Annotated in this window: 25 protein-coding genes; 17 read left to right on the forward strand and 8 right to left on the reverse strand. The window is 33.8% G+C overall.

Annotation, left to right across the window (positions count from 1 at the left end; translation table 11 throughout):
* Window positions 1–19 precede the first annotated feature (19 nt).
* Complete coding sequence (rpoD, locus tag CGEO_RS03920) at window positions 20–1,900, reverse strand: RNA polymerase sigma factor RpoD (RefSeq protein WP_075493311.1); 1,881 nt, start codon at window positions 1,898–1,900, stop codon at window positions 20–22.
* Window positions 1,901–2,040: 140 nt separating this feature from the next.
* Between rpoD and CGEO_RS03925 the strand changes: the two genes are divergently transcribed.
* Genes CGEO_RS03925 through CGEO_RS03935 form a run of 3 tightly spaced genes read left to right on the forward strand, consistent with a single transcriptional unit; the run spans window position 2,041 to window position 3,226 of the window.
* Entirely contained in the window at window positions 2,041–2,208 is a 168-nt protein-coding gene (locus CGEO_RS03925) for a hypothetical protein (protein WP_165590168.1), read from the forward strand.
* Between the two features lie 2 nt (window positions 2,209–2,210).
* Window positions 2,211–2,870 carry an AzlC family ABC transporter permease gene (locus CGEO_RS03930; protein ID WP_075493310.1) on the forward strand — a complete coding sequence of 220 codons (660 nt, stop codon included), beginning with the start codon at window positions 2,211–2,213 and terminating at the stop codon, window positions 2,868–2,870.
* Window positions 2,867–3,226, forward strand: coding sequence for a branched-chain amino acid transporter permease (locus tag CGEO_RS03935; RefSeq protein ID WP_075540480.1), 360 nt, complete (start codon window positions 2,867–2,869; stop codon window positions 3,224–3,226). Before CGEO_RS03930 ends, CGEO_RS03935 begins: the two co-directional genes overlap by 4 nt.
* Here CGEO_RS03935 and CGEO_RS03940 read toward each other — a convergent pair.
* Window positions 3,223–3,714, reverse strand: coding sequence for a DUF4405 domain-containing protein (locus CGEO_RS03940; RefSeq protein ID WP_075540481.1), 492 nt, complete (start codon window positions 3,712–3,714; stop codon window positions 3,223–3,225). The genes CGEO_RS03935 and CGEO_RS03940 overlap by 4 nt on opposite strands.
* A 137-nt stretch (window positions 3,715–3,851) precedes the next feature.
* Here CGEO_RS03940 and CGEO_RS03945 point away from each other — a divergent pair, with 137 nt between their 5' ends.
* From CGEO_RS03945 to glyS, 11 genes are read left to right on the forward strand one after another with little or no spacing between them, the layout of a single operon-like run.
* Window positions 3,852–4,448 (forward strand): LysE family translocator, encoded by a 597-nt coding sequence (locus CGEO_RS03945; protein ID WP_075493307.1) that lies wholly within the window; start codon window positions 3,852–3,854, stop codon window positions 4,446–4,448.
* Window positions 4,449–4,502: 54 nt separating this feature from the next.
* On the forward strand, window positions 4,503–4,979 hold the full coding sequence (locus CGEO_RS03950; protein WP_075493306.1) for a 3-isopropylmalate dehydratase small subunit: 477 nt from the start codon (window positions 4,503–4,505) through the stop codon (window positions 4,977–4,979).
* An 8-nt stretch (window positions 4,980–4,987) separates the two neighbouring features.
* Window positions 4,988–6,064, forward strand: coding sequence for a 3-isopropylmalate dehydrogenase (gene leuB, locus CGEO_RS03955; protein WP_075493305.1), 1,077 nt, complete (start codon window positions 4,988–4,990; stop codon window positions 6,062–6,064).
* Complete coding sequence (locus tag CGEO_RS03960) at window positions 6,051–6,290, forward strand: hypothetical protein (RefSeq protein ID WP_075540482.1); 240 nt, start codon at window positions 6,051–6,053, stop codon at window positions 6,288–6,290. The genes leuB and CGEO_RS03960 overlap by 14 nt, the downstream gene beginning before the upstream one ends.
* Complete coding sequence (locus CGEO_RS03965; protein ID WP_075540483.1) at window positions 6,287–6,898, forward strand: CiaD-like domain-containing protein; 612 nt, start codon at window positions 6,287–6,289, stop codon at window positions 6,896–6,898. Before CGEO_RS03960 ends, CGEO_RS03965 begins: the two co-directional genes overlap by 4 nt.
* Window positions 6,864–8,003 carry a tRNA nucleotidyltransferase/poly(A) polymerase family protein gene (locus CGEO_RS03970; protein ID WP_075540484.1) on the forward strand — a complete coding sequence of 380 codons (1,140 nt, stop codon included), beginning with the start codon at window positions 6,864–6,866 and terminating at the stop codon, window positions 8,001–8,003. The genes CGEO_RS03965 and CGEO_RS03970 overlap by 35 nt, the downstream gene beginning before the upstream one ends.
* A 26-nt stretch (window positions 8,004–8,029) precedes the next feature.
* Window positions 8,030–8,866 (forward strand): formyltetrahydrofolate deformylase, encoded by an 837-nt coding sequence (gene purU / locus CGEO_RS03975; RefSeq protein ID WP_075493301.1) that lies wholly within the window; start codon window positions 8,030–8,032, stop codon window positions 8,864–8,866.
* Entirely contained in the window at window positions 8,867–9,340 is a 474-nt protein-coding gene (locus tag CGEO_RS03980; protein WP_075540485.1) for a tRNA (cytidine(34)-2'-O)-methyltransferase, read from the forward strand.
* Window positions 9,337–10,773: an endonuclease/exonuclease/phosphatase family protein gene (locus tag CGEO_RS03985; protein WP_075540486.1), complete on the forward strand. Its 1,437-nt coding sequence runs from the start codon at window positions 9,337–9,339 to the stop codon at window positions 10,771–10,773. The genes CGEO_RS03980 and CGEO_RS03985 overlap by 4 nt, the downstream gene beginning before the upstream one ends.
* Entirely contained in the window at window positions 10,770–10,892 is a 123-nt protein-coding gene (locus CGEO_RS10115; protein ID WP_242648001.1) for a hypothetical protein, read from the forward strand. The genes CGEO_RS03985 and CGEO_RS10115 overlap by 4 nt, the downstream gene beginning before the upstream one ends.
* 3 nt (window positions 10,893–10,895) lie before the next feature.
* On the forward strand, window positions 10,896–12,917 hold the full coding sequence (gene glyS, locus CGEO_RS03990) for a glycine--tRNA ligase subunit beta (RefSeq protein WP_075540487.1): 2,022 nt from the start codon (window positions 10,896–10,898) through the stop codon (window positions 12,915–12,917).
* A 608-nt stretch (window positions 12,918–13,525) separates the two neighbouring features.
* On the opposite strand, the gene CGEO_RS03995 is transcribed toward glyS, so the two are convergent.
* The 6 genes from CGEO_RS03995 to CGEO_RS04020 form a co-directional block, all read right to left on the reverse strand.
* Window positions 13,526–15,070, reverse strand: a complete 1,545-nt coding sequence (locus CGEO_RS03995; protein WP_082258996.1) for a SulP family inorganic anion transporter — start codon at window positions 15,068–15,070, stop codon at window positions 13,526–13,528.
* A gap of 77 nt (window positions 15,071–15,147) precedes the next feature.
* Window positions 15,148–16,197 (reverse strand): ABC transporter permease, encoded by a 1,050-nt coding sequence (locus tag CGEO_RS04000; protein ID WP_075493292.1) that lies wholly within the window; start codon window positions 16,195–16,197, stop codon window positions 15,148–15,150.
* Window positions 16,194–17,267 carry an ABC transporter permease gene (locus CGEO_RS04005; RefSeq protein WP_075540489.1) on the reverse strand — a complete coding sequence of 358 codons (1,074 nt, stop codon included), beginning with the start codon at window positions 17,265–17,267 and terminating at the stop codon, window positions 16,194–16,196. Before CGEO_RS04005 ends, CGEO_RS04000 begins: the two co-directional genes overlap by 4 nt.
* On the reverse strand, window positions 17,260–18,906 hold the full coding sequence (locus CGEO_RS04010) for an ATP-binding cassette domain-containing protein (protein ID WP_075540490.1): 1,647 nt from the start codon (window positions 18,904–18,906) through the stop codon (window positions 17,260–17,262). Before CGEO_RS04010 ends, CGEO_RS04005 begins: the two co-directional genes overlap by 8 nt.
* Window positions 18,903–19,874, reverse strand: coding sequence for an HlyD family secretion protein (locus tag CGEO_RS04015; protein WP_075540491.1), 972 nt, complete (start codon window positions 19,872–19,874; stop codon window positions 18,903–18,905). The genes CGEO_RS04010 and CGEO_RS04015 overlap by 4 nt, the downstream gene beginning before the upstream one ends.
* Window positions 19,875–20,142: 268 nt before the next feature.
* Window positions 20,143–20,856 carry a lipid-binding SYLF domain-containing protein gene (locus tag CGEO_RS04020; RefSeq protein ID WP_075493288.1) on the reverse strand — a complete coding sequence of 238 codons (714 nt, stop codon included), beginning with the start codon at window positions 20,854–20,856 and terminating at the stop codon, window positions 20,143–20,145.
* A 112-nt stretch (window positions 20,857–20,968) separates the two neighbouring features.
* On the opposite strand from CGEO_RS04020, the gene pgp3 reads away from it, so the two are divergent.
* The 3 genes from pgp3 (at window position 20,969) to CGEO_RS04035 (ending at window position 22,880) form a co-directional block, all read left to right on the forward strand.
* Complete coding sequence (gene pgp3 / locus CGEO_RS04025) at window positions 20,969–21,784, forward strand: peptidoglycan metallopeptidase Pgp3 (RefSeq protein WP_075540492.1); 816 nt, start codon at window positions 20,969–20,971, stop codon at window positions 21,782–21,784.
* 64 nt (window positions 21,785–21,848) lie between these two features.
* A complete protein-coding gene (locus CGEO_RS04030; protein WP_075540493.1) occupies window positions 21,849–22,487 on the forward strand; it encodes a DUF1104 domain-containing protein in 639 nt (212 codons plus the stop codon).
* 66 nt (window positions 22,488–22,553) lie between these two features.
* Window positions 22,554–22,880 carry a hypothetical protein gene (locus CGEO_RS04035; RefSeq protein WP_075531698.1) on the forward strand — a complete coding sequence of 109 codons (327 nt, stop codon included), beginning with the start codon at window positions 22,554–22,556 and terminating at the stop codon, window positions 22,878–22,880.
* Window positions 22,881–22,895: the final 15 nt, after the last annotated feature.

The following is a 22,895-nucleotide window of genomic DNA, read 5'->3' on the forward strand; positions in this document are numbered from 1 at the left end:
ATTTAAAGCAAAGACTAAATTAGCCTTCGATGTAGTTTTTAAGTTTTCTACCGACTTTTGGGTGTTTTAGTTTTTTTATCGCTGAGCTTTCGATTTGTCTTACGCGCTCTCTAGTTACATTTAGCTCTTTTCCTATCTCTTCAAGAGTTCTATCGCTCTCATCATCAAGAAGCCCAAAACGCATTCTAATAACCGCTTTTTCTCGCTCATTTAGCTGATCTAACACATCATCAATCTGCTCTTTTAAGTCGTTTTTAAGTATATGATCCATCGGTGAAAGTGAGCTTTTATCTTCAACAAAGTCTCCAAATTTACCATCATCTTCATTGCCGATTGGCGCTTCAAGGCTGATTGGCTCTTTTGTGATTTTGATAACTTGTTTTATCTTATCAACGCTTAGTCCGACTTCTTCTGCGATAACGTGGATATCAGGCTCTTTTCCCTCTTCTTGAAGGTATTTTCGGTTGATTTTACTGATACGATTTATTGTTTCAATCATGTGAATTGGGATTCTTATCGTTCTTGCTTGATCTGCGATTGCTCTGCTTATGGCTTGTCTTATCCACCACGTGGCGTAAGTTGAGAATTTATATCCCTTTTTATACTCGAATTTATCAACCGCTTTCATAAGACCGATGTTTCCTTCTTGTATAAGATCTAAAAACGGTAGCCCACGGTTAGTAAAGCGTTTTGCTATACTTACAACAAGCCGTAAGTTTGAGCGAGCCATTCTGCCTTTGGCATCATCGGAGATGTTTTTTCCGCGTTTGATTTGCTCTAAAATCTCTTTTAGTTTTTTTGGCTCCAAATCAAAGCTATCTTTGCTCGCTTCTTTTGTTTGAAAAAGCTTTTTTATATCCATATAAGTCGATACCATCGTAGCTTCAGGAACTCTTTCGATGATATTTTCTTTAGTAAGTTTAGTTATATCTTTTAAGATAGCTGCATGGTTTTTCTTAAGTTCTGGGCTAAAAAGTGGTAGTTTATACTCAAGTCTTTTAAGCTCTTTATCAAACTCGCTATCGCTTTTTAAGGCAGTTTCCATCGACTTAACGATTTCATTTATAAGCTTGCTTGTTGGTCCTAAGTCCATAAGTTTTTCTTTTAAAATTTTCTTTTTAAAAGCAAGGCTAAGTCTTGCAAAAAGTGCGTCCTCGCCATCAGCTACAATCTCATCTTTGTTTTTACTAGCGTATTTCATCCAGTCTTTTTTAGCTTTTTCTAATGTTTTAAAGCTTTCGATGACTTTTAGCGTTCTTTTATCGTTTTTCTTAGGTGCTGGTTTTGCTTCGCCTTCCTCGCCCTCTTCATACTCTTCGATTTCATCTTCTTCTTCATCGATTTCATCTTCTTCGCCCTCATCATCAAAGCTTTTAAAAAGCTCTTTGACGCGACGCTCGCGGTTGATTAAAGGCTCTTTATAATCAAGTATAAAGTCTATCAAGTATGGAACAGAACAAAAAGCATCGATGATGATATCCTCTCCAAGCTCGATTTTTTTGCTGATTTCAACCTCTTCTTCTTTTGTTAGAAGTGGGATTTGTCCCATTTCGCGAAGATACATTCTAACAGGGCTATCAGAGCGACTCCACTCTAACAAATCATTATCATTTGTTACATCAAACTCTTCATCTTGATTATCTTCTATAAATTTCTTAGCATCAGCCTCTTTTTTTCTAGCATCTTCTATGTTTCTTAGTTTTGCTATCTCGGCTGAAGAGATTAAATTTATGTTGTATTTATCTACTAAAGACTCGATTTTTTTGACATTTGTAGCCGTTGGTGCTTTATCAAAAAGCTTTATAAGCCTTTCGTGTGTTACATAGCCTTTTTGGTTCTCTTTAAAAAGCTCTTCGACTTGAGAAAAAAATTCTTTAGTGGTAGGTTTTTTGGTAGACATTATGTGAAGCTCCTTTGCTCGTGTAAAAGGTATGTATTATACCCAAATTTTATTAATTTATCATTAGAAAGGTTATAAAATCGAAATTTGACTCCATTTTTTCTTTTTGATAAAATAACGCAAATTTGAAAGGAAAGTGTATGATTATAGCTCTTATTTTTTTGATTTTTGTAGCTATTATATTTGGAATTGATTATATATTTTTCTTTGATGTTGATATAAAAACTCCTGCTAAAAGTGAAATTTCTCGCGATGTGAATAAGACAAATTCATCACAATATCTTAAAAATATTCTTATAAAAGAGTAAATTTGAGCTTTAAAACCATATTTAAATACACGATTCCAGTTATGTTAGGATACATTCCACTTGGCGCTGCTTACGCATTATTAGCCACGCAAATTGGGTTAAAAGAGTGGCAAATCGTGCTTATGAGTTTTGTTGTTTATGCTGGAAGTGGGCAGTTTTTGTTAGTTACTCTTTTTAGCGCTGGGGCTACTTTGGTTGAGATTTTTGTGGCGACTTTTTTACTAAATTTAAGACACATTTTTTACACAACAACGCTTTTAGAAGATATTTTAAAACTCAAAAATAAATTTTATGTGATGTTTGCGCTAACTGATGAGAGTTTTGCGTTACTTAAAACACTTAAAATCGATGATGAAAACAAAGATAAAACTTACTTTTATATCGTGTTTTTAAACCAAATTTATTGGATAGTTGGTACGATTTTAGGCATCGTTGTCGGTAAAAATTTGCAAATTGATTATAGTGGGATTGAGTTTTCTCTTGTTGCTTTGTTTGTCGTGCTTGCGATTGAGCTTTTTAAGAGTAACAAAAACTATAAAATTCTTTTTATTTCGCTATTTTTAGGCATTTTTGGAATGATATTTTTACCAGATAAATTTATGCTTATAACTACTTTAGTGATTGGTTTTATCATTCTTTTGGCGTTTAGGAAGAGCCTATGAGTGAGATTTTAAATACTCAAATTCTAACTACAAGCTCATCACTTTTGATATTGCTAGCAATCTTTGTTGCTAGTTTGGCTACATTTTTAACGCGCTCGTTGGCATATTTTTTCTTAAAAAACAGAAAAAACAGTCAGTGGCTTTTGTTTTTGCAAAAAAACAGCGGACTTTTTATCATGGTTGTTTTGGTCTTTTATGCGCTAAATGGGACAAGTTTTAGCGCTTATCCATACGGAGCGCCTGAAATTTTAGCTATTTTATTTGTCTTTTTATCGCATATTTTGTTTAAAAATCCGCTTTTAAGTATAGTTTTATCAACTATTTTTTATATGGTGATTATAAAATTTATTAACTAATCTTTAGATAATCTTATAATCTCATTTATGATAATTCTATCGTTTGAATTCGCGCTCTTAGCTATGTTTGCGATACTATTTTTATCTGTTAGAAGCTCGATATTTTTTGATTTTAAGCTTGTTTGAAGCTCTTTAAACTCAACATCATAAAGCGCAAGAACTTTATCTAAATTTACACTTAAAATTTGTTTATAAACTTGTTTTGAAGGATTTGGCTGTGTATTTTGTGGCATAAAAAGAAAAACTGCACAAACAACGATAACAACGCCTATAAATGCAAATTTATATCCCTTAAAATAGTTCTTAAATGGTTTTAAATTTGAGATGATATGAAGCAGCGAAAAAACTACAAAAGCCATACCTAGAATTTCGTGAACTTCCTTTATAGTGGCTGATTTGATGCTAAAATACATTAACACGCCTGTGATGGCAACTATGATAAAAGTGGCTATGGTTGGAGTTGTAGCATAAATCTGCTTGATTTTCATAAACTATCCTTTTTGATAAAATTGATTTGGTGAGTTTAGCGCTATTTTGTGAAAGATTTGTGAAATAAATTTATTAAAATTAAAGTAAATTTACCATAAATTTAGTTAAAATTGCAGATATTTTTAAAAGGATTATTTTGGATTGGGTTTTGTTTATCACGACATTTTTGTTCGCGTCGTATCTGCCTGGCATTAATATGTCTTTAGCGCTTAGTTTATCTTTAAACATCGGCTATAAAAAGACCATGTTTATGATACTTGGTGGAGTTTTTGGGCTTGGTTTTGTTAGTTTAGTTTGTGCTGTTGGAGTTGGAGCTCTTATCATAACAAAGCCAGAAATTTTTGAAATTTTAAAAGTGGTTGGCGGAATTTATATCTTGTTTTTATCTTATAAAATGTTTATGGCAAATTCTAAATTTAAAGATGTCAAAGCGGTAAAACCATTATCAAATTTAGAGCTTTTTGTGCAAGGATTTATGACTTGCAACATCAACCCAAAGGCGTGGATATTTTTAGCGACACTTTTGCCGCCGTTTTTAGATAGAGAAAATCCTATAAATTTAAAGATGTTTATACTTATCTTTATCATCATGCTAATCGAGTTTTTATCATATAACACCTACGCGCTTGGCGGGCTTGCGTTTAAAAAGTTGATGTCAAAACATGTGCAAGTTGTTGAAAAAATTTCAGCGTTTTTGATGGGTGTGATTGGAATTTGGATAATTTTTGAGTAAGAATTTATATTACTTTTGGTAAAATCCATTCAAAATTTGTTTTAAGGAAGAACTATGGCAAAAGCATGGAAATTTAGCGATAACATCGATACAGATATCATCATAGCGGCTCGCTACTTAAGCACATCTGATGGTGAGATTTTGGCTCGTCATATTATGGAAGATGCGGATAAAGATTTTTATACAAAAATTTCAAAAGGCGACATTATCGTTGCTGGAGAAAACTTTGGTTGTGGAAGTAGTCGCGAACACGCTCCAATAGCGTTAAAAGCAGCTGGCATAAGTGCTGTGATAGCTAAAAGTTTTGCTAGAATTTTTTATAGAAATAGCTTTAACACTGGACTTTTGATTTTAGAATGTGCTAAAACAGATGAGATAAAAGAGGGTGATGAGTTAGAAATCGATGTAAATAACGGCGTTATTAAAAATTTAAGCCAAAAAACAGAGTATAAATTTGAGCCAATTCCGCCATTTATGCAAGAGTTGTTAGATGCTGGCGGTTTGATGAACTACGCTAAAAAAGCGATATAAGGAAGATGATGAAAAGATATAATGTTTGTGTTATAAAAGGCGATGGTATCGGGCCTGAGATTATCGATGAGGCGATAAAAGTGCTTGATGTTGCTTCAAACAAATTTGGCTTTGAGATAAATTATGAGTATTTTTTGATGGGTGGGGCTGCGATTGATGTTTTTGGCGAGCCTTTGCCAAAAGAGACTTTGCAAAATGCGCTAAATTCAGACGCAGTACTTTTTGGTGCGATTGGCGGAGAAAAATGGGATAAGCTTGAAAGACATCTTCGCCCAGAAAGCGGACTTTTAAAGCTTAGAAAAGAGCTTGGAGTTTTTGCAAACTTGCGTCCGGCTGTAATCTTTGATGAGTTGATTGACGCTTCTAGTATAAAACCAGAAATTCTAAGAGGCGTTGATATCATGGTAGTTCGTGAGCTAACTGGTGGAATTTACTTTGGGCAACCAAGAGAAATCACCAAAGACAGGGCATTTAACACTATGGTTTACACAGCTGATGAGATAAAAAGAATAAGTAAAATCGCCTTTGAAGCGGCTTTAAAAAGACGTAAAAAAGTAACATTAGTCGATAAGGCAAATGTGCTTGAAACTAGCCAACTTTGGCGTGAAGTTGTGGTTGAAGTAGCAAAAGAATATCCAGAAATAACACTAGAATATATGTATGTAGATAACGCTGCAATGCAACTTGTTAGAAGTCCAGGGCAGTTTGATGTGCTTTTAACTGAAAATCTTTTTGGCGATATTTTAAGCGATGAAGCAAGTATGGTTTGTGGTTCGATAGGATTGCTTCCAAGTGCGAGTATAGGTGGAAAAGTTGGAATTTATGAGCCGATTCACGGAAGCGCTCCAGATATCGCAGGGCAGGGTATCGCAAACCCAATCGCTACTATTTTAAGTGCAGCGATGATGTTAAGATATGCGTTTGATGAAACAGCCGCGGCTGATTGTATAGAAAGTGCGATAAAAGCGGTCTTAAAAGATGGTTATAGAACAAGAGATATCGCAAGCTATGGAGCTAAAGAGATTTGCTCAACTGAAGAGATAGGCACGATTATAAGTGATTATGTAAGAAATGACGAGCGATAAACTGACAAAAGCACTCATTTATGAGTCGCAAGGGCTTATAAATGATGCTTTAGAAATTTATAAAGAAATTTTAAAAATCGAACCGACAAACAAAGATGCGCTTGTTTCTATGCAACGACTTATAAATTTAAATGATACAAAAATAGATAAAGATATGTTAAAACTATTTTTAAGTGATAAAAAAGAGGATATTGAAAAATTTAAAAGGTGGCTTGTTGAGATATGAGACTTGAAGAGATGACAAAACTTATCATACAAGAGTTAAAAGCTGTAAATGAAGGTGTTATTGATGATAAAAATGAGAGTTTAGATACTAAAAAAGGTGAAAATACTAGCCTAAATTTAGATAAAAAAGAGAATTTAACCATGAATTCAGAGTCTTTAAATTCAAAAATAGAGCCAGATGAAAGCTTAAATTTAAAAAATATATCCAAACTCTCCAAAGAGCAGGGTACAAGCAGTGTAGAAAAAGAGATAAATTTAAACGAAAAACCACATTCTAGCGTATCTAATGCTTTACTTAAAGATGAAGAAAAAGTTATGATGCTTAACAATAACACTAAAAATGGCGATTTAAAAACTAGCATAAAAGATGATGAAAGCGCTAGTTTGGCTAAAGAAAAAAAAGAAGAAATTGATGAGCTGTATGCTAAAATTCAAGCTTTAAAAGAGGAGCAAAAAGAGTTTTTGCTATCCGTTCAAGAGCGAATTTTAGTGCTTTTTGAAGGACTTAATAACTTTGATAAGGGTGATATCGAAGCGCGCGTTGAGCTAAATCTCAAATTTATGGAATTCTTGCTTGCAACTATCGATAACAAACTTAAAAATCTTTAAAAACAAAGATTTCATAAAACTAAAAAATTTACTTGCAAAACATACAAAACGCGCATATTTCGTTGGTGGATTTGTGCGCGATACATTGCTTAAAAAAGAGTGTTTTGATATCGATATAGAAATTTATGATATCGACACATATAAGTTTAACCATCTTATGGAAGAAATTGGCGCTGATGGAGTTGGAAAAAACTTTTTTGTCTATAAATACAAAAATTTTGATATTGCACTTGCTCGCACGGAAAATAAGTGTGGGGTAGGGCATAAGGCGTTTGAAGTTGCGGTTTGTAATGATGAAAAACTTGGGGCGAAAAGGCGTGATTTTACTATAAATTCAATCATGATAAACATCTTCACTGGCGAAATTTTAGACTTTTATGGTGGGCAAGATGACCTAAAAAAAGGAATTTTGCGCGTTGTTGATGAGAAAACTTTTGTTGAAGATAGCCTTAGAGTTTTAAGGGCAATCCAGTTTGTAGCAAGGTTTGATTTAAGCGTTGATAAAAAAAGCTTTGAACTTATGAAAAGTATAAATTTAACTGATTTAAGCAAAGATAGAATTTCATCTGAACTTATCAAATTTTTCCGTGCAAAAAATCAGGCCTTAGGTTTTAGGCTAATTTGTGATTTAGGTGTTGATAAGTTTTTGTTTGGAGTTAAATTTATAAAAGTTGAAGAAGAAAAGTTTATTAAATTTATAGAACAAAAGGCTAAATTTATAGATGATGAGATGTTTTTTCTGTACGCTTTGACTAATTTTTTTAAACTTGATAAGATAAAAACCTTGCAAAGGTTAAATTTAGCTATAAGATATAAAAGAATTATTAAAGAGCCATTTTTTATAAAATTAACTGATAAAAATCTTATGCAAATCGCTCTAAACATTTCTTTAAAAAATTGGCTTGGACTTTATAGTAAAAACCGCATAAAAAAAGCAAAAGAGCTTGGAGTATATAACGCTAAATTTGAACCAAAAGTTGATATAGAAAGCATTTTAAAAGCTGGATTTCAGGGCAAAGATATAGCAAATGAGATAAAAAAGGCTCAAAATTTGGAGATTATAAAATATTTAGCAAAGAAAAAGCCCAAATTTGGTAAAATATAGGTTTGTTTATAAAAAAGGTTAAATTTATGAAAGATTATATACTAAAAATTGATTGCACAGATGAAAAAGGTCTGATTTACCGCATTTCAGACATTATCTTTAAATATGGCTTAAATATCGATAATAACAGTGAATTTGTCGATCATGAGCATGATAGATTTTTCTTCCGTGCTGTTATTAAAACAGACAAGGATATCGATGAGAGTGGGTTTTGTGGGAATTTAAGCGCGGTTCTTCCAAAGGCAAATATTATCTTTAAAGAAAAAGCTAAAAAAAATGTCATCATCTTAGCTACGAAAGAGACGCACTGCTTGGGGGATTTGCTTATCAAATTTTATAGTGGCGAGCTTAATGCAAACATAAAAGCTGTGATTTCAAATCACGATAGTTTAAGAGACTTGGTTGAGAAGTTTAACTTGCCATATCATTTTATAAGTAGTGATGATATAAGCCGCGAGGAGCACGAAAAATTGGTGCTTGCAAAGATGAGCGAGTATAGTTTTGACTATGCTATTTTAGCAAAATACATGAGAATTCTCTCGCCAAATTTTGTAAATGCGTATGAGGGTAAAATCATAAACATCCATCACTCATTTTTACCTGCATTTATAGGCGCTAATCCTTATAAACAAGCATATGAGCGTGGTGTTAAAATCATCGGAGCGACTGCGCATTTTGTAAATAACGATCTTGATGAAGGTCCGATAATCGCTCAAGATATCACTATGGTAAACCACGAAATGAACTGGCAACAGATGCGTGAGGCTGGGCGTTATGTAGAGAAAAATGTTCTTGGCAAGGCGATTGATTTGGTGCTTGATGATAGGATTTTTATTTATAAAAACAAAACGGTGATTTTTTAGATGTTTAACATCGTTCTTGTAAGCCCGCAAATCCCGCAAAACACGGGCGCGATAGGAAGGCTTTGTGTGAATGGAAATTTAAATCTTCACATTATAAAGCCAACTATTTTTAGTCTTGATGAAAAGGCGGTTAGGCGCGCTGGGTTGGATTATTGGCATAAGTTAAATCCTAAGATTTGGGAGAGTTTGGATGAGTTTTTAGAGGCAAATTCTAATAAATTTGATAGATTTTTCTTTGCTACTACAAAGAGCAAAACGCCATATTTTGAAGCTAAATTTTTACCAGGTGATTATCTGTTTTTTGGCGGGGAAAGCACTGGGCTTCCGATGGAGTTAATGAAAAAAAAGTGGGAAAATGCGATAACTATACCGATGGGAAAAGATGGCAGAAGCCTAAATTTAGCCATTAGCGTTGGTATTGTTGCTTATGAGGCGATTAGACAAAATTTTTTAAATTTTGAAGGCGTTGTATGAAAAAACTACTTGCTTTGATTTTTTTATCTATAGTTGTTTTTGCATCTGCTTTTAAATTCGATACTCAAAGTGTTTCAAACACATCAAATGAAACGCCAAAAAAAGAGCTTAAAATCGCAACTTTTAATGTAGAAAATCTTTTCGATGGACAAAATAATGGCAATGAATACAGCGATTTTAAAATCGGAAAGTCTAATTGGAGTAATGAAAAATACCTTAGAAAGCTAGATAGACTCTCTTCTTTACTTAAAGAGCTAGATGCTGATATCATCGGACTTCAAGAGATAGAAAATATGCAAGTTTTATCAAATTTAGCCAAAAAAAGCGGATATAAATACTACGAGTTTTCTAAAAGCAAAAACTCACCTTTTGGGGTTGGTGTACTTTCAAAAATAAAAATAAAAAATAAAGAAATTTACCGCGTGCCAAATGTAAAAACTAGGGATATTTTACGCGTTGATTTTGCAGTTAGTGGTGGTGAATTTTCTGTATTTATAAACCATTTTCCAGCAGCAAAAAATCCACTAAATGAAAGAAAAGCCGCAGCTAGAGTGCTTAGAAACGCTTCAAAAGATGTTAAAAACGCAATTTTGCTTGGGGATTTTAACACAGATTTTGGTTCGCGCTCTTTGCTAAATGAGATTATAAATGATGGTTTTATAGATCTTTGGAGTACGATAAGTAGGGTAAAAAGAAGCTCGCATATCGCAAACAGAGCGATTGATCATATCTTGCTAAGTGAAAGTTTTTTTCAAAACTCTTATAAAAAAGATAGTTTTAAAGTATTTTTGTCAAGTAAATTTTATGATAGGAAAAATTCCATTTCAGACCACTATCCGATATATTTTACTCTAAATTTAAGCTTTGATAAAGGTGTGCAAAATATACAAACAAAGTCAAATTTGACGCAGAATTCAAGCGAAAAATCACAGCTAAATTCAAAAGCAAATTCTACTTTGAATTTAAGCGAAATTTATGGCAAAAGTGTCACTTCACCAACTCTTATAAACTCAGCTGTGGTTACATATAAAGATAAATATGGCTTTAGCATAGCGCAAAGTGATGGGCGTGGGGTTTATGTTTTTGATAGATATAGTGAGTTAGGTGTTGGAAATATGGTTGATTTGGTTGTTTATGAAACTGATTTTTATAAAAATAACTTTCAGATATCAGACTTTAAAATAACTAAAATTTATGATAAAGTAGTCGATATCGCGCCATATACGCTTTCTCAAAACAAACTTGCTAAGGCAAGACATGGCGATGTTATAAGTAGCATAAGTGGCGATGTAAAAGATGGTAAATTTAGTACTAAATTTGGAGAAGTTTCGATATATGGGATAAAGAAAAAGGTTCAAAATGGCAAAAATCAGACATTTAAAAACGCTTTTGTAACCGTATATAAAGGGCAAAAGGAGATAGTGGTTAGATGAATTTTGTAGTAACTTGTGCATTTGTGATTTTTATGATAGTTTTGGTGGTTGGATTTAACAAACAGATGAAAGAAAAAAACGATAAAAGAGAAGAAAAAAAAGAGAAAAGAGGAAGATAGATAATGGGACTTTTAATAGAAATAGGAGTTGAAGAACTCCCAGCAATACCGTTTTTAAAAGAGTATAAAAACATAGTGCCAAAGTGGAAAAATGTGTTAGATAAATTTGGCTTTGATGATGAATTTAGGTTTGAATTTACACCACGACGCCTAGTTTTAATCCACGATAACTTTGCAAGCAGACAAAAAGATCAAGTTATAGAAAAAATCGGAGCGCCAAAACAAGTAGCGCTTAAAGATGGCGTTTGGAGTAAAGCAGCTCTTAGTTTTGCAGATAAAGTTGGCATTAGTGTTGATGAGCTTAGTTTTAAAGAGATTGATGGTAAGGAAGTTTTATACCATAAAAGCGTGCAAAAAGGCGAGCGAAGTCAAGATGTTTTTAAGGATATGATAGATGAGTTTTTACGCTCGCTTAGCTTTGGAAAGTCGATGAGATGGGGTGCGAATAGCTTTGAATTTATACGTCCGATTCGCTCTTTGGCTTGTGTTTTTAATGGCGAAAATATCGATATGAATCTCTTTGGCGTTAGCTCAAAAATGGGATTTTATCCGCATAGAAACTTTGGATATGAGCTTGTAGAGTTTAAAAATGAGGCTGAGTATTTTGACAAACTTGCTAAAAATGGTGTGATTTTAGATAAAAACAAACGAGAAGAAAAAATTCTAGCTGAATTTTTGCAAATTGAAGCAAAAAGTGGATTTAAAATCGAAATCGATAGAGAGCTTCTTGATGAAGTTGTTGCTATCACAGAGTATCCAACAGCACTTTTAGGCGAGTTTGACAAAGAGTTTTTAGAAGTTCCAAAAGAGGTTATTATAACTTCGATGAGAGAAAACCAACGCTACTTCCCAGTCTTTGAAAATGGCGAGTTAAGCAACCATTTTGTAGTAGTTAGTAATGCGATAACTGATGATAATGAGCTGATTATAAAGGGTAATCAAAAGGTTTTAAGGGCGCGTTTAAGCGATGCGATGTTCTTTTGGCAAAGTGATTTAAAGGCTGAATTTAGCCCAAATAAACTAAAAAATATCGTATATATGAAAGAGCTTGGAAGCGTTTATGATAAAAGCGTTAGGGAGCGAGAAATTGTGCGAAAATTTGCAAACATTTACGCTCACGAGCTAAAACTTGAGTTTGATGGAGATGTTGAAAGTGAGCTAGATAGGGCGGTTATGCTTAGCAAAGCGGATTTGACTACTTCTATGGTTGGTGAGTTTGGTGAGCTTCAAGGGGTTATAGGCGGATACTACGCAAAAGAGCGAAACGAACATCCGCTAGTCGTAAGAGCCATATCGCAACAATACCTTCCAACAGGCGAAAACAGCGAACTTCCAGAGGGAATTTTTGCTTCACTTGTAGCTATGAGTGCGAAGCTTGATACGCTTATGGCACTTTTTTCTATCGGTAAAATTCCAACTGGAAACAAAGATCCATATGCGCTTCGCCGTGCAGCAAATGGGCTTATAAAGATAGTATTGGAACAAGATATAAATTTTGACTTAAGAGCTATTTTACAAGGTTTGGCTAGTGGATATGCTAAATTTGAACTTTCTAAGCTTGAAGAGTTTATACTTGATAGGTTAAATACGATTTATGATGTAAATGCTTCGATTATAAATGCGTGTTTAAAAAGTGGCGAGAGCGATATAAAACGCTTAAATAGCGCGATTTTAGCGCTTGATGAGATAAGCAAAGAAGATGATTTTAGAGATAAATTTAGTACATTCAAACGCCTTGCAAATATCATAAAAGATGAAAAAATCGGCGAAGTTGATGAGTCATTTTTCCAACTCGATGCTGAAAAAGAGTTAAATTTGGCTTACAAAGCGCTAAATTTAGATGTTAAAGACTACAAAGAGTATCTAAATCAGCTTTTTGGACTTAAATACAAGATAGATAAATTCTTTGATGATGTGATGATAAATGTCGATGACAAGAGTGTTAAGCTAAATAGAATCGCGCTGATAGGGGCGATTTATAAGGCATTTTTAAAAGTTGCTGATATAAAAGAGATAAGTTTATAAGCTTTATCACAAAGTGCGCTTATGAATTTAGGTGTACTTTGTGAGATGTTTTGATGTGCTTTAGAGAGTGATTTGGCAAATTTGTGGCACAAACTTTTTGTCTATGTATAACTATGTTTTTAAAAATTAACTACTAAATTATTTAAAAATGTAAATTTAAAAAATACTTGCCTTTTGCTTCTTTGTGTTTTTGTAACATACTAAAATCAAGATTATAAATTCAATTTTTTGCGTAGTATTTGTTTTAAAATCACAAATCATCTCAATTTACTGTCATATCGTATGTTTTTAAGCTATATTTGTTTAAAAATCAGTTGCCTAGCATAAGTTTTATCAGATAAATTTTAAATACAGATTTAAATCTTTATTTTAAATAAGCTGGTTGTATTTTGTGATGCAATATGGCAAAAATATTATATTTCAAAGTTTATCTTGCTAAAAAGAGGTGTCTTTAATGCTCAATCGCAACTTGTTTTAAAAGCTGATTTTGTCAAATTTATTTTATTCAACTCAAATCATTTTTAAATTTAATTAACTATATCAAAAAAATATATTTGCTTAATTTATATATATTAACAAATACTATCGAAAAGCTACTAGATACAAATCTAAACTTTTCTAAGCTTACTGGCAGCTTCTAAGGCTTCTTGCGTTGAATTATAAATTTTAGTTAATTTTGCTATATGGCTCATTTGCGGTTTTTTAGCTTCGGTCTCATCCATGACTATAAAAATTTTGCTATCTTTTTGCTCACTTATGATTTCTTCAAGCGCATAAATTGCCGATAGGTCTATAAATGGGACTTTTAAGCAGTCGATAATGATAAATTTAGCACTATTTGTAGCTTGAATTCCTTCTATAATTTTAGCAGTTGAACCAAAGAAAAACGCACCATTTATACTAAACACTCTTGTATCATCTAGGCCTAAAACACCTTGTTTGGCATGGTTATCAAGAACTATGCCGCTTTGTTTTGTTATACTATATATCAAAAAAATGCATGAGATAACCACGCCAACAAGCACAGCAACTATCAAGTCTAAAAATACAGTTAAGAAAAACACACTTATCATCACAATCAAATCGGCTTTTGGAGCGGTATTTAAACGCTTAAGCATACGATAATCAAGTATATCAATGCCTACTTTTATAAGTATAGCTGATAAAACTGGTATAGGTATAAAAGATACAATGGGTGCAAAAACTAGCACAACAAGCAGCAAAAATACTGAGTGTGTCACGCCAGAGAGCTTGTTTGTGCCGCCTGATTTGATATTTACAACTGTTCTCATAGTAGCTCCTGCTCCAGGAATCGCGCCAAAAAATCCGACAAATGCATTTCCGATACCTTGACCGATAAGCTCTTGATTTGAGTTATGCTTTGTTTTGGTGATAGAGTCGGCAACAAGCGATGTTAAAAGCGAGTCAATCGAGCCAAGAACTGCAAGCATAAGCGCGTAAATAGTTATAATGCCAAGCTTTGAAAAATCAAAATTTGGCACAACAAAATCGGGAAATCCAACAGGAATTGTGCCAATTATCGCCACATCAAACCCAAAAACATAGCACAAAGGAGTTAGGACAATAAGCGTAAAAAGTGGCGCTGGAAGATAGCGAGTTAAAGACTTTGGTAAAAAATATAACATTAAAAGTGCAACTAAACCGATAAAAAATGAAATGGGGCTAAAATTTAAAAACGTAGTAGGAAATTTAAGTAACGCATCTATACTGTTTCCAGCGCTTAATCCTCCTAAAATAGGGTTGATTTGAAGCAAAATGATGATAATGCCAACACCACTCATAAAGCCAGATATCACAGGATATGGGATAAATTTAACAAATTTACCAAGCCTAAAAATCCCAAAGCAAATTTGAAAAATTCCAGATAAAACAAAAATCGCCATCACAACTGAAATATCATCTTTAAACATCAGCACGATAGAAGCGCAAACTACCGACATAGGCCCAGTTGGCCCAGAAACTTGCATTTTTGTTCCGCCAAAAATCGCAGCAAAAAACCCAAGCACAATCGCACCCCAAAGTCCAGCAGCAGCCCCAAGTCCACTTACTATACCAAACGCAAGTGCAAGTGGCAGCGCTACAATCCCAGCAGTAATCCCGCCTAAAATATTACTTGTGATATTGCTTTTCAACTTAGCTCCTTTAAACTGTATTGTAACATTTGAGAGCTATTTTTTTGATAAATTTATTATTTTAACTTATCTATAATTTAACCATTTCTTCTTTTAAAAAAGAGCATTGCTACGAAAAAAGAGATTACGCCAAGTGCAAACATCGGCGCTAGATACTCCAAACTTTGCATAAAGCTTATATCTTTTAAAAACACGCTTCGTAAAAATACTATGTAGTATTTAAGTGGAACAAAGTCAGTAGCTGGCTCGAGCCATGATGGCATATTTTCAACTGGAGTTGCAAAGCCAGAGAGCAAAAAAGATGGAAGTAAAAAGACAAAAGAGTAAAGAATGGCTTGTTGTTGCGTGTTTGCAACTGAAGAGATAAAAAGCCCAATCCCACAAATGCTAAATAAAAATATCACAACGCCTAGATAAAGTAGCCACAAAGAGCCAACTAATGGCACTTTAAAGATAAAAAATGTGATAAAAAGTATAATGCTTGATATAAAAATGCTAATTAAAAGCGCTGGTAAAAGTTTGCCAAGCATGATTTCAAGTGGAGTTAGCGGTGAGACTAAAATTTGATCAAACGTTCCAAGCTCTCGCTCTCTAGCCACGCTCATCGCAGTTAGCACGACCGAAGTTACAAGCGTGATTGAGCCAAATATATTTGGAAGTATCCACCAAAAGTTGTTTAAATTTGGGTTGTATAAATTCCTAGCTTCGATTAACGAAGGCTCACTATTTAGCATTGAAGCGATATAACCTTGTGTGATTTGAGCTGAGTTTGAGCGCCTTCCATCAAGTATGAGTTGAATTTTTTGGCTAGTTTTGCCAAAATTTGGCGGTAAAACAACAAGCGCGATAACCTCTTGCGTATCAATTAGCCTTGCGCCCTCGTCGTAGCTTTTTACTAATTTTACGCTTTTTATATAGTTTGAGCCATCAAATTTACGCAAAATTTCAAAGCTTTTTTCGCCGCCACTTTGGTTAAAAACAGCTAAATTTATATTTTTAACATCTAAATTTATAGAAAAAGCAAAGAGTAAAAGCTGGATTAAAGGCGCTCCAAAGACTAAAAACAGATTTCTTTTATCGTTTTTTATAGTTAATAACTCTTTTTTTATCAAAGCGAGCAGTCTCAATCCAAGCTCCTTTTTAAACGCATAAAAACAACTAAAAAGAAAAAAGCGCCGATTAGCACCATTCCAGTGATGTTTGCTAAAAATATCGAGTATATATCTCCTGTTAAAAACAGAGTTTGAAGCGAGCTTACAAAATACCTCGCGTGGATTAGATATGAAAAATACTGCAAAAATTCTGGCATATTATTTATCTCAAAAATCGCTCCAGAGATTAAAAATGCTGGTAAAAAGCCAACGATAATAGAGGCTTGAGAGGCGACAAACTGATTTTTAGCCAAAGTTGAAACCAAAAGCCCAACACCTAAAGATGGGAAAAGATAGATAACGCTCATTAGCATCAGCATAGCCACAGAGCCACGAAATGGCACTTCATACCAAAAAAATGCAACTAAAAAGCACAAAAGCATTGAAGCGATTGATAAAAATATATATGGAACTAGCTTTCCAGCTATAATCTCGCCCATGCTAACTGGAGTTGCTAAAAGCGCTTCCATCGTGCCTCGCTCCCACTCTCTAGCGATTACAAGGGCTGTTAAGAGCGTGCCAATAAGAGTCATTATAACAGCGATTGAGCCAGGAAGTAAGAAATATCTACTAGAAACTGGAGCGTTAAACCAGACTCTTGTTTGGATATCAACGCTTTTTTTGCTGGTTAAATTTAGCGCCCACTCTTGTATGATTTGGCTTGCGTAGTTTGTAACTAGACTTGCCGTATTTGGCTCGCTTCCATCGAGTAAAAGCTGAATTTTGTGTGAGGTTTTAAAATCATCTATAACTAAAACTGCTTTTAAACGATTTTCTTGCAACTCTTTTAAAAACTCATTTTTATCTTTGCCAACCTTTGTGTCAAAGAATTTAGAGCCTATAAAGCTTGAGATTAGCTCATTTGTGGATTTTGAATTTGAGTATGAGATGATACCAAATTTGATATTTTTTGAGTCTAAACTCACAGCATAGCCCATCAAAAAAAGTAAAATCAAAGGCAAAACAAAAGCGATAACAATCGAGCTTGGATCTCTAAAAACTTGCAAGGTCTCTTTTACTGCTATGGCTTTTATACGTCTAATCATGGCGTTTTACAAGCTCTATAAAAGCTTGCTCCATCGTAATATTTGGTGCGATTTGGGCTTTTAGCTTTGTTGCTGAGCCAACGGCTATGGATTTGCCTTTATAAATTATCATGATTTTATCACAAAACTCAGCCTCATCCATCAAATGTGTCGTAACCATAACGCAAACGCCTTTTTTAGCCATCGCATTAATATGCACCCAAAACTCGCGCCTAGTTAGCGTATCAACGCCACTTGTTGGCTCATCTAAGAACAAAACACTTGGACTGTGCAAAACCGAACACGCCAAAGCAAGGCGTTGTTTTATGCCTAAAGATAGCTCACTAACTTGCGAGCGAAGGTAGCTAGAAAAGTCAAAATCATCTATCATAGAGGCTATTTTTTCCTTTTTTTCTTTGCCTTTTAGCGAGTAAATTCCAGCAAAAAACTCTAAATTATCAAGTAAATTTAGGTTTTGATAAAGGGAGAACTTTTGTGCCATGTAGCCGATTTTTCTTTTTATATCACTTTTTCCTTGATATAAGTCTTGATTTAAAACTAATGCTTGCCCGCTAGTTGGCTTTAAAAGCCCACAAAGCATTTTAAAAGTGGTTGATTTCCCAGCGCCATTTGGTCCTAAAAGTCCAAAAATTTCGCCACTTTTTACGCTAAAATTTACATTATCGGTTGCGATAAATTCGCCAAATTTCTTAGTTAAATTTATAGCTTGTATGGCTTTTGCATCTGAAATTTCTATGTTTATATTTTTAGCTAAGCTTGAAGTTGGCTTAGACTTTGGATTTATAAGATCTAAAAAGACATCTTCAAAATTTGGTTCGATGTTTTTCGAGTTTGGCAAGAGGCTAAATTTAACATCTTTTCTTATGCTAAATTTAATATCATCGCCAAAAATTCCAGCATCTAAAATTCTCTCATCACTCATCAGTTTTTCTAAATCACTCTTTTTATCATCGCTTTTTAGCACAAAAACTCTGTTTTCTAGTCTTTTTTTGGCAAGCTCTGGCGTGGAGTGAAGTAAAATCTCGCCATGATTTAGCATGATAACCTCATCGCATGAGTTTGCTTCATCTTGATAACTTGTAGCCCAAAGTATCGTCATACCACTTTTTGCAAGCTCTTTTGCCATACTCCAAAGCTCGCGCCTTGCGATCGGATCAACACCAACTCCAGGCTCATCAAGCAGCAAAAGCTTTGGTTTTTTTATCAAAGCGCAAGTTAAGGCTAGTTTTTGCTTCATTCCACCGCTCAAATTTTTTGCAAATCTATCTTTAAACTGCATTAAATTTGTGAAATTTAAAAGCTCATCTATGCGGTTTTTTGTGTCATTTATATCTTGTAAATTTGCATAAAGGCGCAAATTTTCATAGCAGCTAAGCTCGCCATAAAGTCCAAAATTTTGTGGCATATAGCCAATTTGCGATAAAAACTGCTGGCTTGAAGATGGCATTTTAAAGCCAAGCACTTCAAGGTTTCCACCAGTTGGACTCATAAGTCCAGCAAGCAGTCTTATAAGAGTGGTTTTACCAGCGCCATCAGGACCTACAAGACCAGTAATCTTGCCTTTTTTAACTTCAAAGCTAATAGAGTTTATAGCAGTTGTATTTTTAAACTTTTTTTCTAAATTTAGCGCTTTTATCATTTTAGTTTAAGATGCACCGGCATCCCTTGTTTTAGTAGCGCATCGCTTTCATCAAAGGTTACTTTAAATCTATAAACCAAATCGCTTCTAAGCTCTTTTGTTTGGACATTTTTAGGAGTAAACTCAGCCACAGTTGCTATAAAGCTGATATGTCCAAGGTATGGTTTTTGCCTTAAGTCTGTATAAATTTCCATCTTATCGCCAAGCTTAATACGCCCAAGAAGTGGCTCATCTATATAAGCTCTAACCCAAAAATCGCTAGTTTTTGCCACTTCATAAACTAGTTCGCCTGGGTTTGTCACTTCGCCAAGCTCTTTGTATTTAGTTAATATAACGCCATTTATGGGCGATTTTATCGTGTAGTTTTCTAAGTCGATTTCTACTTTTTTGGCATTGATTTTTAGTGAGTCTACAAGCTGTGCTTGAGCATCGATATCTGCTTTTTCATAGCCATTTTTAAGCATTTCATAGTTGGCTTTTGATGCGTTAAACTCAGCGGTTGCTAGGTTAAAATTTGATTTGGATTTTGTGTATAACTCTTGTGAAGTTGCTTTTGCTTTTATAAGCTGTTTTTGTCTTTCATAACTACTTTTTGCATCATCAAGTTTTGCGCTTGCCATGGCTAAATTTGCCTTTGCTTTTTCTATCTCTTCGCTTCTATAGCCTTTTTGTAGTTTTGCTAGTTTTATCTCATTTAACTTGATTTGTGAGTTTAGCTCATCTAGTTGGTTTAGTAGATACTCTTTATCTAGTGAGGCAAGTTCTTCGCCTTTATTTACCTTATCGCCTTCGTTTTTTCTAAGCGAGTCGATACGTCCTAAAAATCTAAAGGCTAAATTTGAAGTTTGCATATCTATGTTGCCATATAAAACAAGCTCACTATCTTTTAAAAGCTCCTCTTTGCTATAAAACTTATATCCAAGAAAAGCTATGAATAAAATGATGAAAATAAGGATAATCTTTTTCATAGTAATTTTTATAACTTCCTATCAAAATTTATATATAACTATAGCATAAATATGAAAAATGCTAGTATAACGCCAAAAAAAGCTTTTTAAAATTTATGTGGTTTTTGTTTTTTATACGCAAGATTATGATTATCACGAGTGCAAAGATGTGAATTTAGTTATAAACAAAGAAAGCTAGTTGTTTGCGCTAATACACATAAAGAAAAGCAGAGTTTAAACAAGATAAAAGATAGGTTTTTGAGCCTATCTTTTTATATGGTATTTAAATTTATTTAGAGCTTGCTTTTATAGCTGGACAAGTGCCATAGTCTCTATCGCTTCCTAGATAAGTAGCTAGAGTTTGTTTTAACGCTCTTGTGTATTTTGAATCTTTTGGAGAGTCATTTAGGATATCTTCATAGTCGTAAATTCTCTCATAGTAGTCATTTGTAGCTTGATCATCGATAGTAAGTCTTCCAAAATCAACACTAACACCTAGATAAACTCCACTAACCTTGCCAGGTTTTACTATCCACGCTGAAACTTCAGGTAAATCAGTAGCAACGCCAGCTCTTGCACCTTCTACTAAGCTAACTCCAGCATTTAACTCAAGAGTATCTTCACCATCAAAAAGCTCTTTGAAAGATTTGCTTGTTTGAAAAAGAAGTATCATATCGCTTGATTCATATCCAGCTTGTAAGCCTGCGCCAAAGCCTTTATATTTTATCAAGATAGGCGAACTCCAGTTGCCATGCTCATCTTTCATAGAAAACACACCTTTTCCTTGTTGGGTAGATACTAGAAATGAACTCCTTGTAACATCTGTTAAAATCGCTACAGCTTTAGCGTTTTTGATATATTTCTCAGACAGAGTTTGGTTTGCATCACAACCAAAAGACTTTACAACATTTGCCGCAGCGTACACTTCTTGGTTTTGTATCACATCAGCGTTTGCATAGATACAAAATGCCGATACACAAAGAGTCGCGAGTAGTTTTTTCATACTTTATCCTTATACAATAAAAGTTTTGATAACATTATAGCAATAAATTTTGCTTTTTGTCACAAAAAAATAATATTTTCTAAACAAATAACTAAATTTTAAAGGAAATTAGATGAAAAACCTACTTATCTTGTTGATACTTGTCTCAAATTTGCTCTCATATGAGATTGTAAATGGCGATGTTGAGATACTAAAAGTGGATAAAAATAGCGCTGGAAAATTATATATAGATAAAAAAGAGCTTTTTTGGTTTACAAATCCGGCAAATAAAGATGAAAAAGTAGCGTTTGTCTCATCAAACTATAGAGCAAAAAATGATATAGTAGTAAAAAGCATAGTTGATGACAAGGAGCAAATTTTAACCTTTAAAGTTATAAAAGGTGATTATAAACAAGAAAAACTCACAGTCGAAAAAAGCAAGGTAAAACCGCCAAAAACCGTGCAAGAACGGATAAAAAAAGAGCTAGAAGAGGCAAACAAAATTTATCTATCCACAACCAAAACTCTGCTTTTTAACTCTAAATTTACTCTTCCAATCAACTCAAAAATCACATCAGATTTTGGCAATGCAAGGGTATTTAACAACACTTTAAGCAGCTATCACTCAGGAACAGACTTTAGAGCAGCTGTTGGCTCAACTATTAAGGCGTGTAACTCTGGCGTGGTAAAGTTAGCAAAAGATAGGTATTATGCTGGTGGTTCTGTTGTGATAGATCATGGAGCTGGGATTTATTCACAGTATTATCATCTTAGTAAAATCGGTGTTAAAGTAGGACAAACTGTGAAAAAAGGCGAAGTTATCGGACTTAGTGGCGCAAGTGGAAGAGTAAATGGACCTCATCTTCACTTTGGAATAATAGTAAATGGCAACAGCGTAAACCCAACCGACTTTATAGAAAAGATAAATTTTGCACTTTTTGATAGATAAGTTAAATTTAACATTTACTTTATAAAAGCATTATATAATATATAAATTTTTCAAAGGAGATAAGATGAAAGTTTCTGTTTTAGTGGCAAGTTTGCTTCTTGCTGGCTCGGTTTTTGGTTCTAGTTTAAGCGATAAGGTTTTAGATGTTAAAAATGGCGATGCGCAAAGTTATGCAAACGCAGCTTTTGAGATACGAAAAGAGGCAAGCATGATGGATAAAGAGATAAAAAAGGCGTGCGAGAGTTTTCATAACGTGATGAGAACGCAAATGTCTAGTCTTAGCAAAGATGAAGCGGTTAAATTTAAAGATGAATTTCATAAAGCTTTAGCTAATAAAATCGCTAGTTTAAAAGGCGATGAGAAGTTAAACTTTGACTTTGGAGTTTGTAAAAAGTATATGATGGGTGGTATGAAACATCACGCTATGCCAAAACAAGGAATGTGCGGCAATATGAGTAAAAATAGCATGCATAAACATCATATGGGTAAAAATATGGATAAAAACTGCCAGATGGTAAATGCAAAAACAGGCAAATGTGTAAATCAAGGCAAAATGGGAGCAAAAGATAAAAATGCACAAACATGTGGTTGTGGCATGGATGGTGCTATGAATGGCGGTATGAAAAATAACATGAAAAATAACATGAGTGGCAACATGCAAGGCAAAAATATGGATAGAAATTGCCCAATGATGGATAAATAACTTTTCCTAACAACAGCTTAACAAATTTGGCGTATGATTTTGTTAATTTAATTTTAAGGAGTAGTTGTGAAACTATCAGTTTTGTTAGTAAGCGCTTTGCTTGCAGGTTCAGTTTTTGCTGCTGATATAACTAAAGATGAAATGGGTATGAAAAAAGAAATGCCTATGAGCGAAAAGATGGAAAAGAAAATGGACGTCGCCAAAAATAGCATGCAAAAAGATATGGATGTTAAAAAAGATAAGATGATGGGTAACATAGATAAAAAATCAGATAACATGCATCAAAAAACGGACAAAACGAAAAAGAAAATAGATAGCACTAAAGAGAAAATGCATAAAAAAATTGATGGCGATATGAAAAAGCCAATGATGGAGCCAAAAAAGGCGATGTAAATTTTAAAGTAGGGT

Source organism: Campylobacter geochelonis (assembly GCF_013201685.1).
In the GTDB taxonomy this organism is placed as follows: domain Bacteria; phylum Campylobacterota; class Campylobacteria; order Campylobacterales; family Campylobacteraceae; genus Campylobacter_B; species Campylobacter_B geochelonis.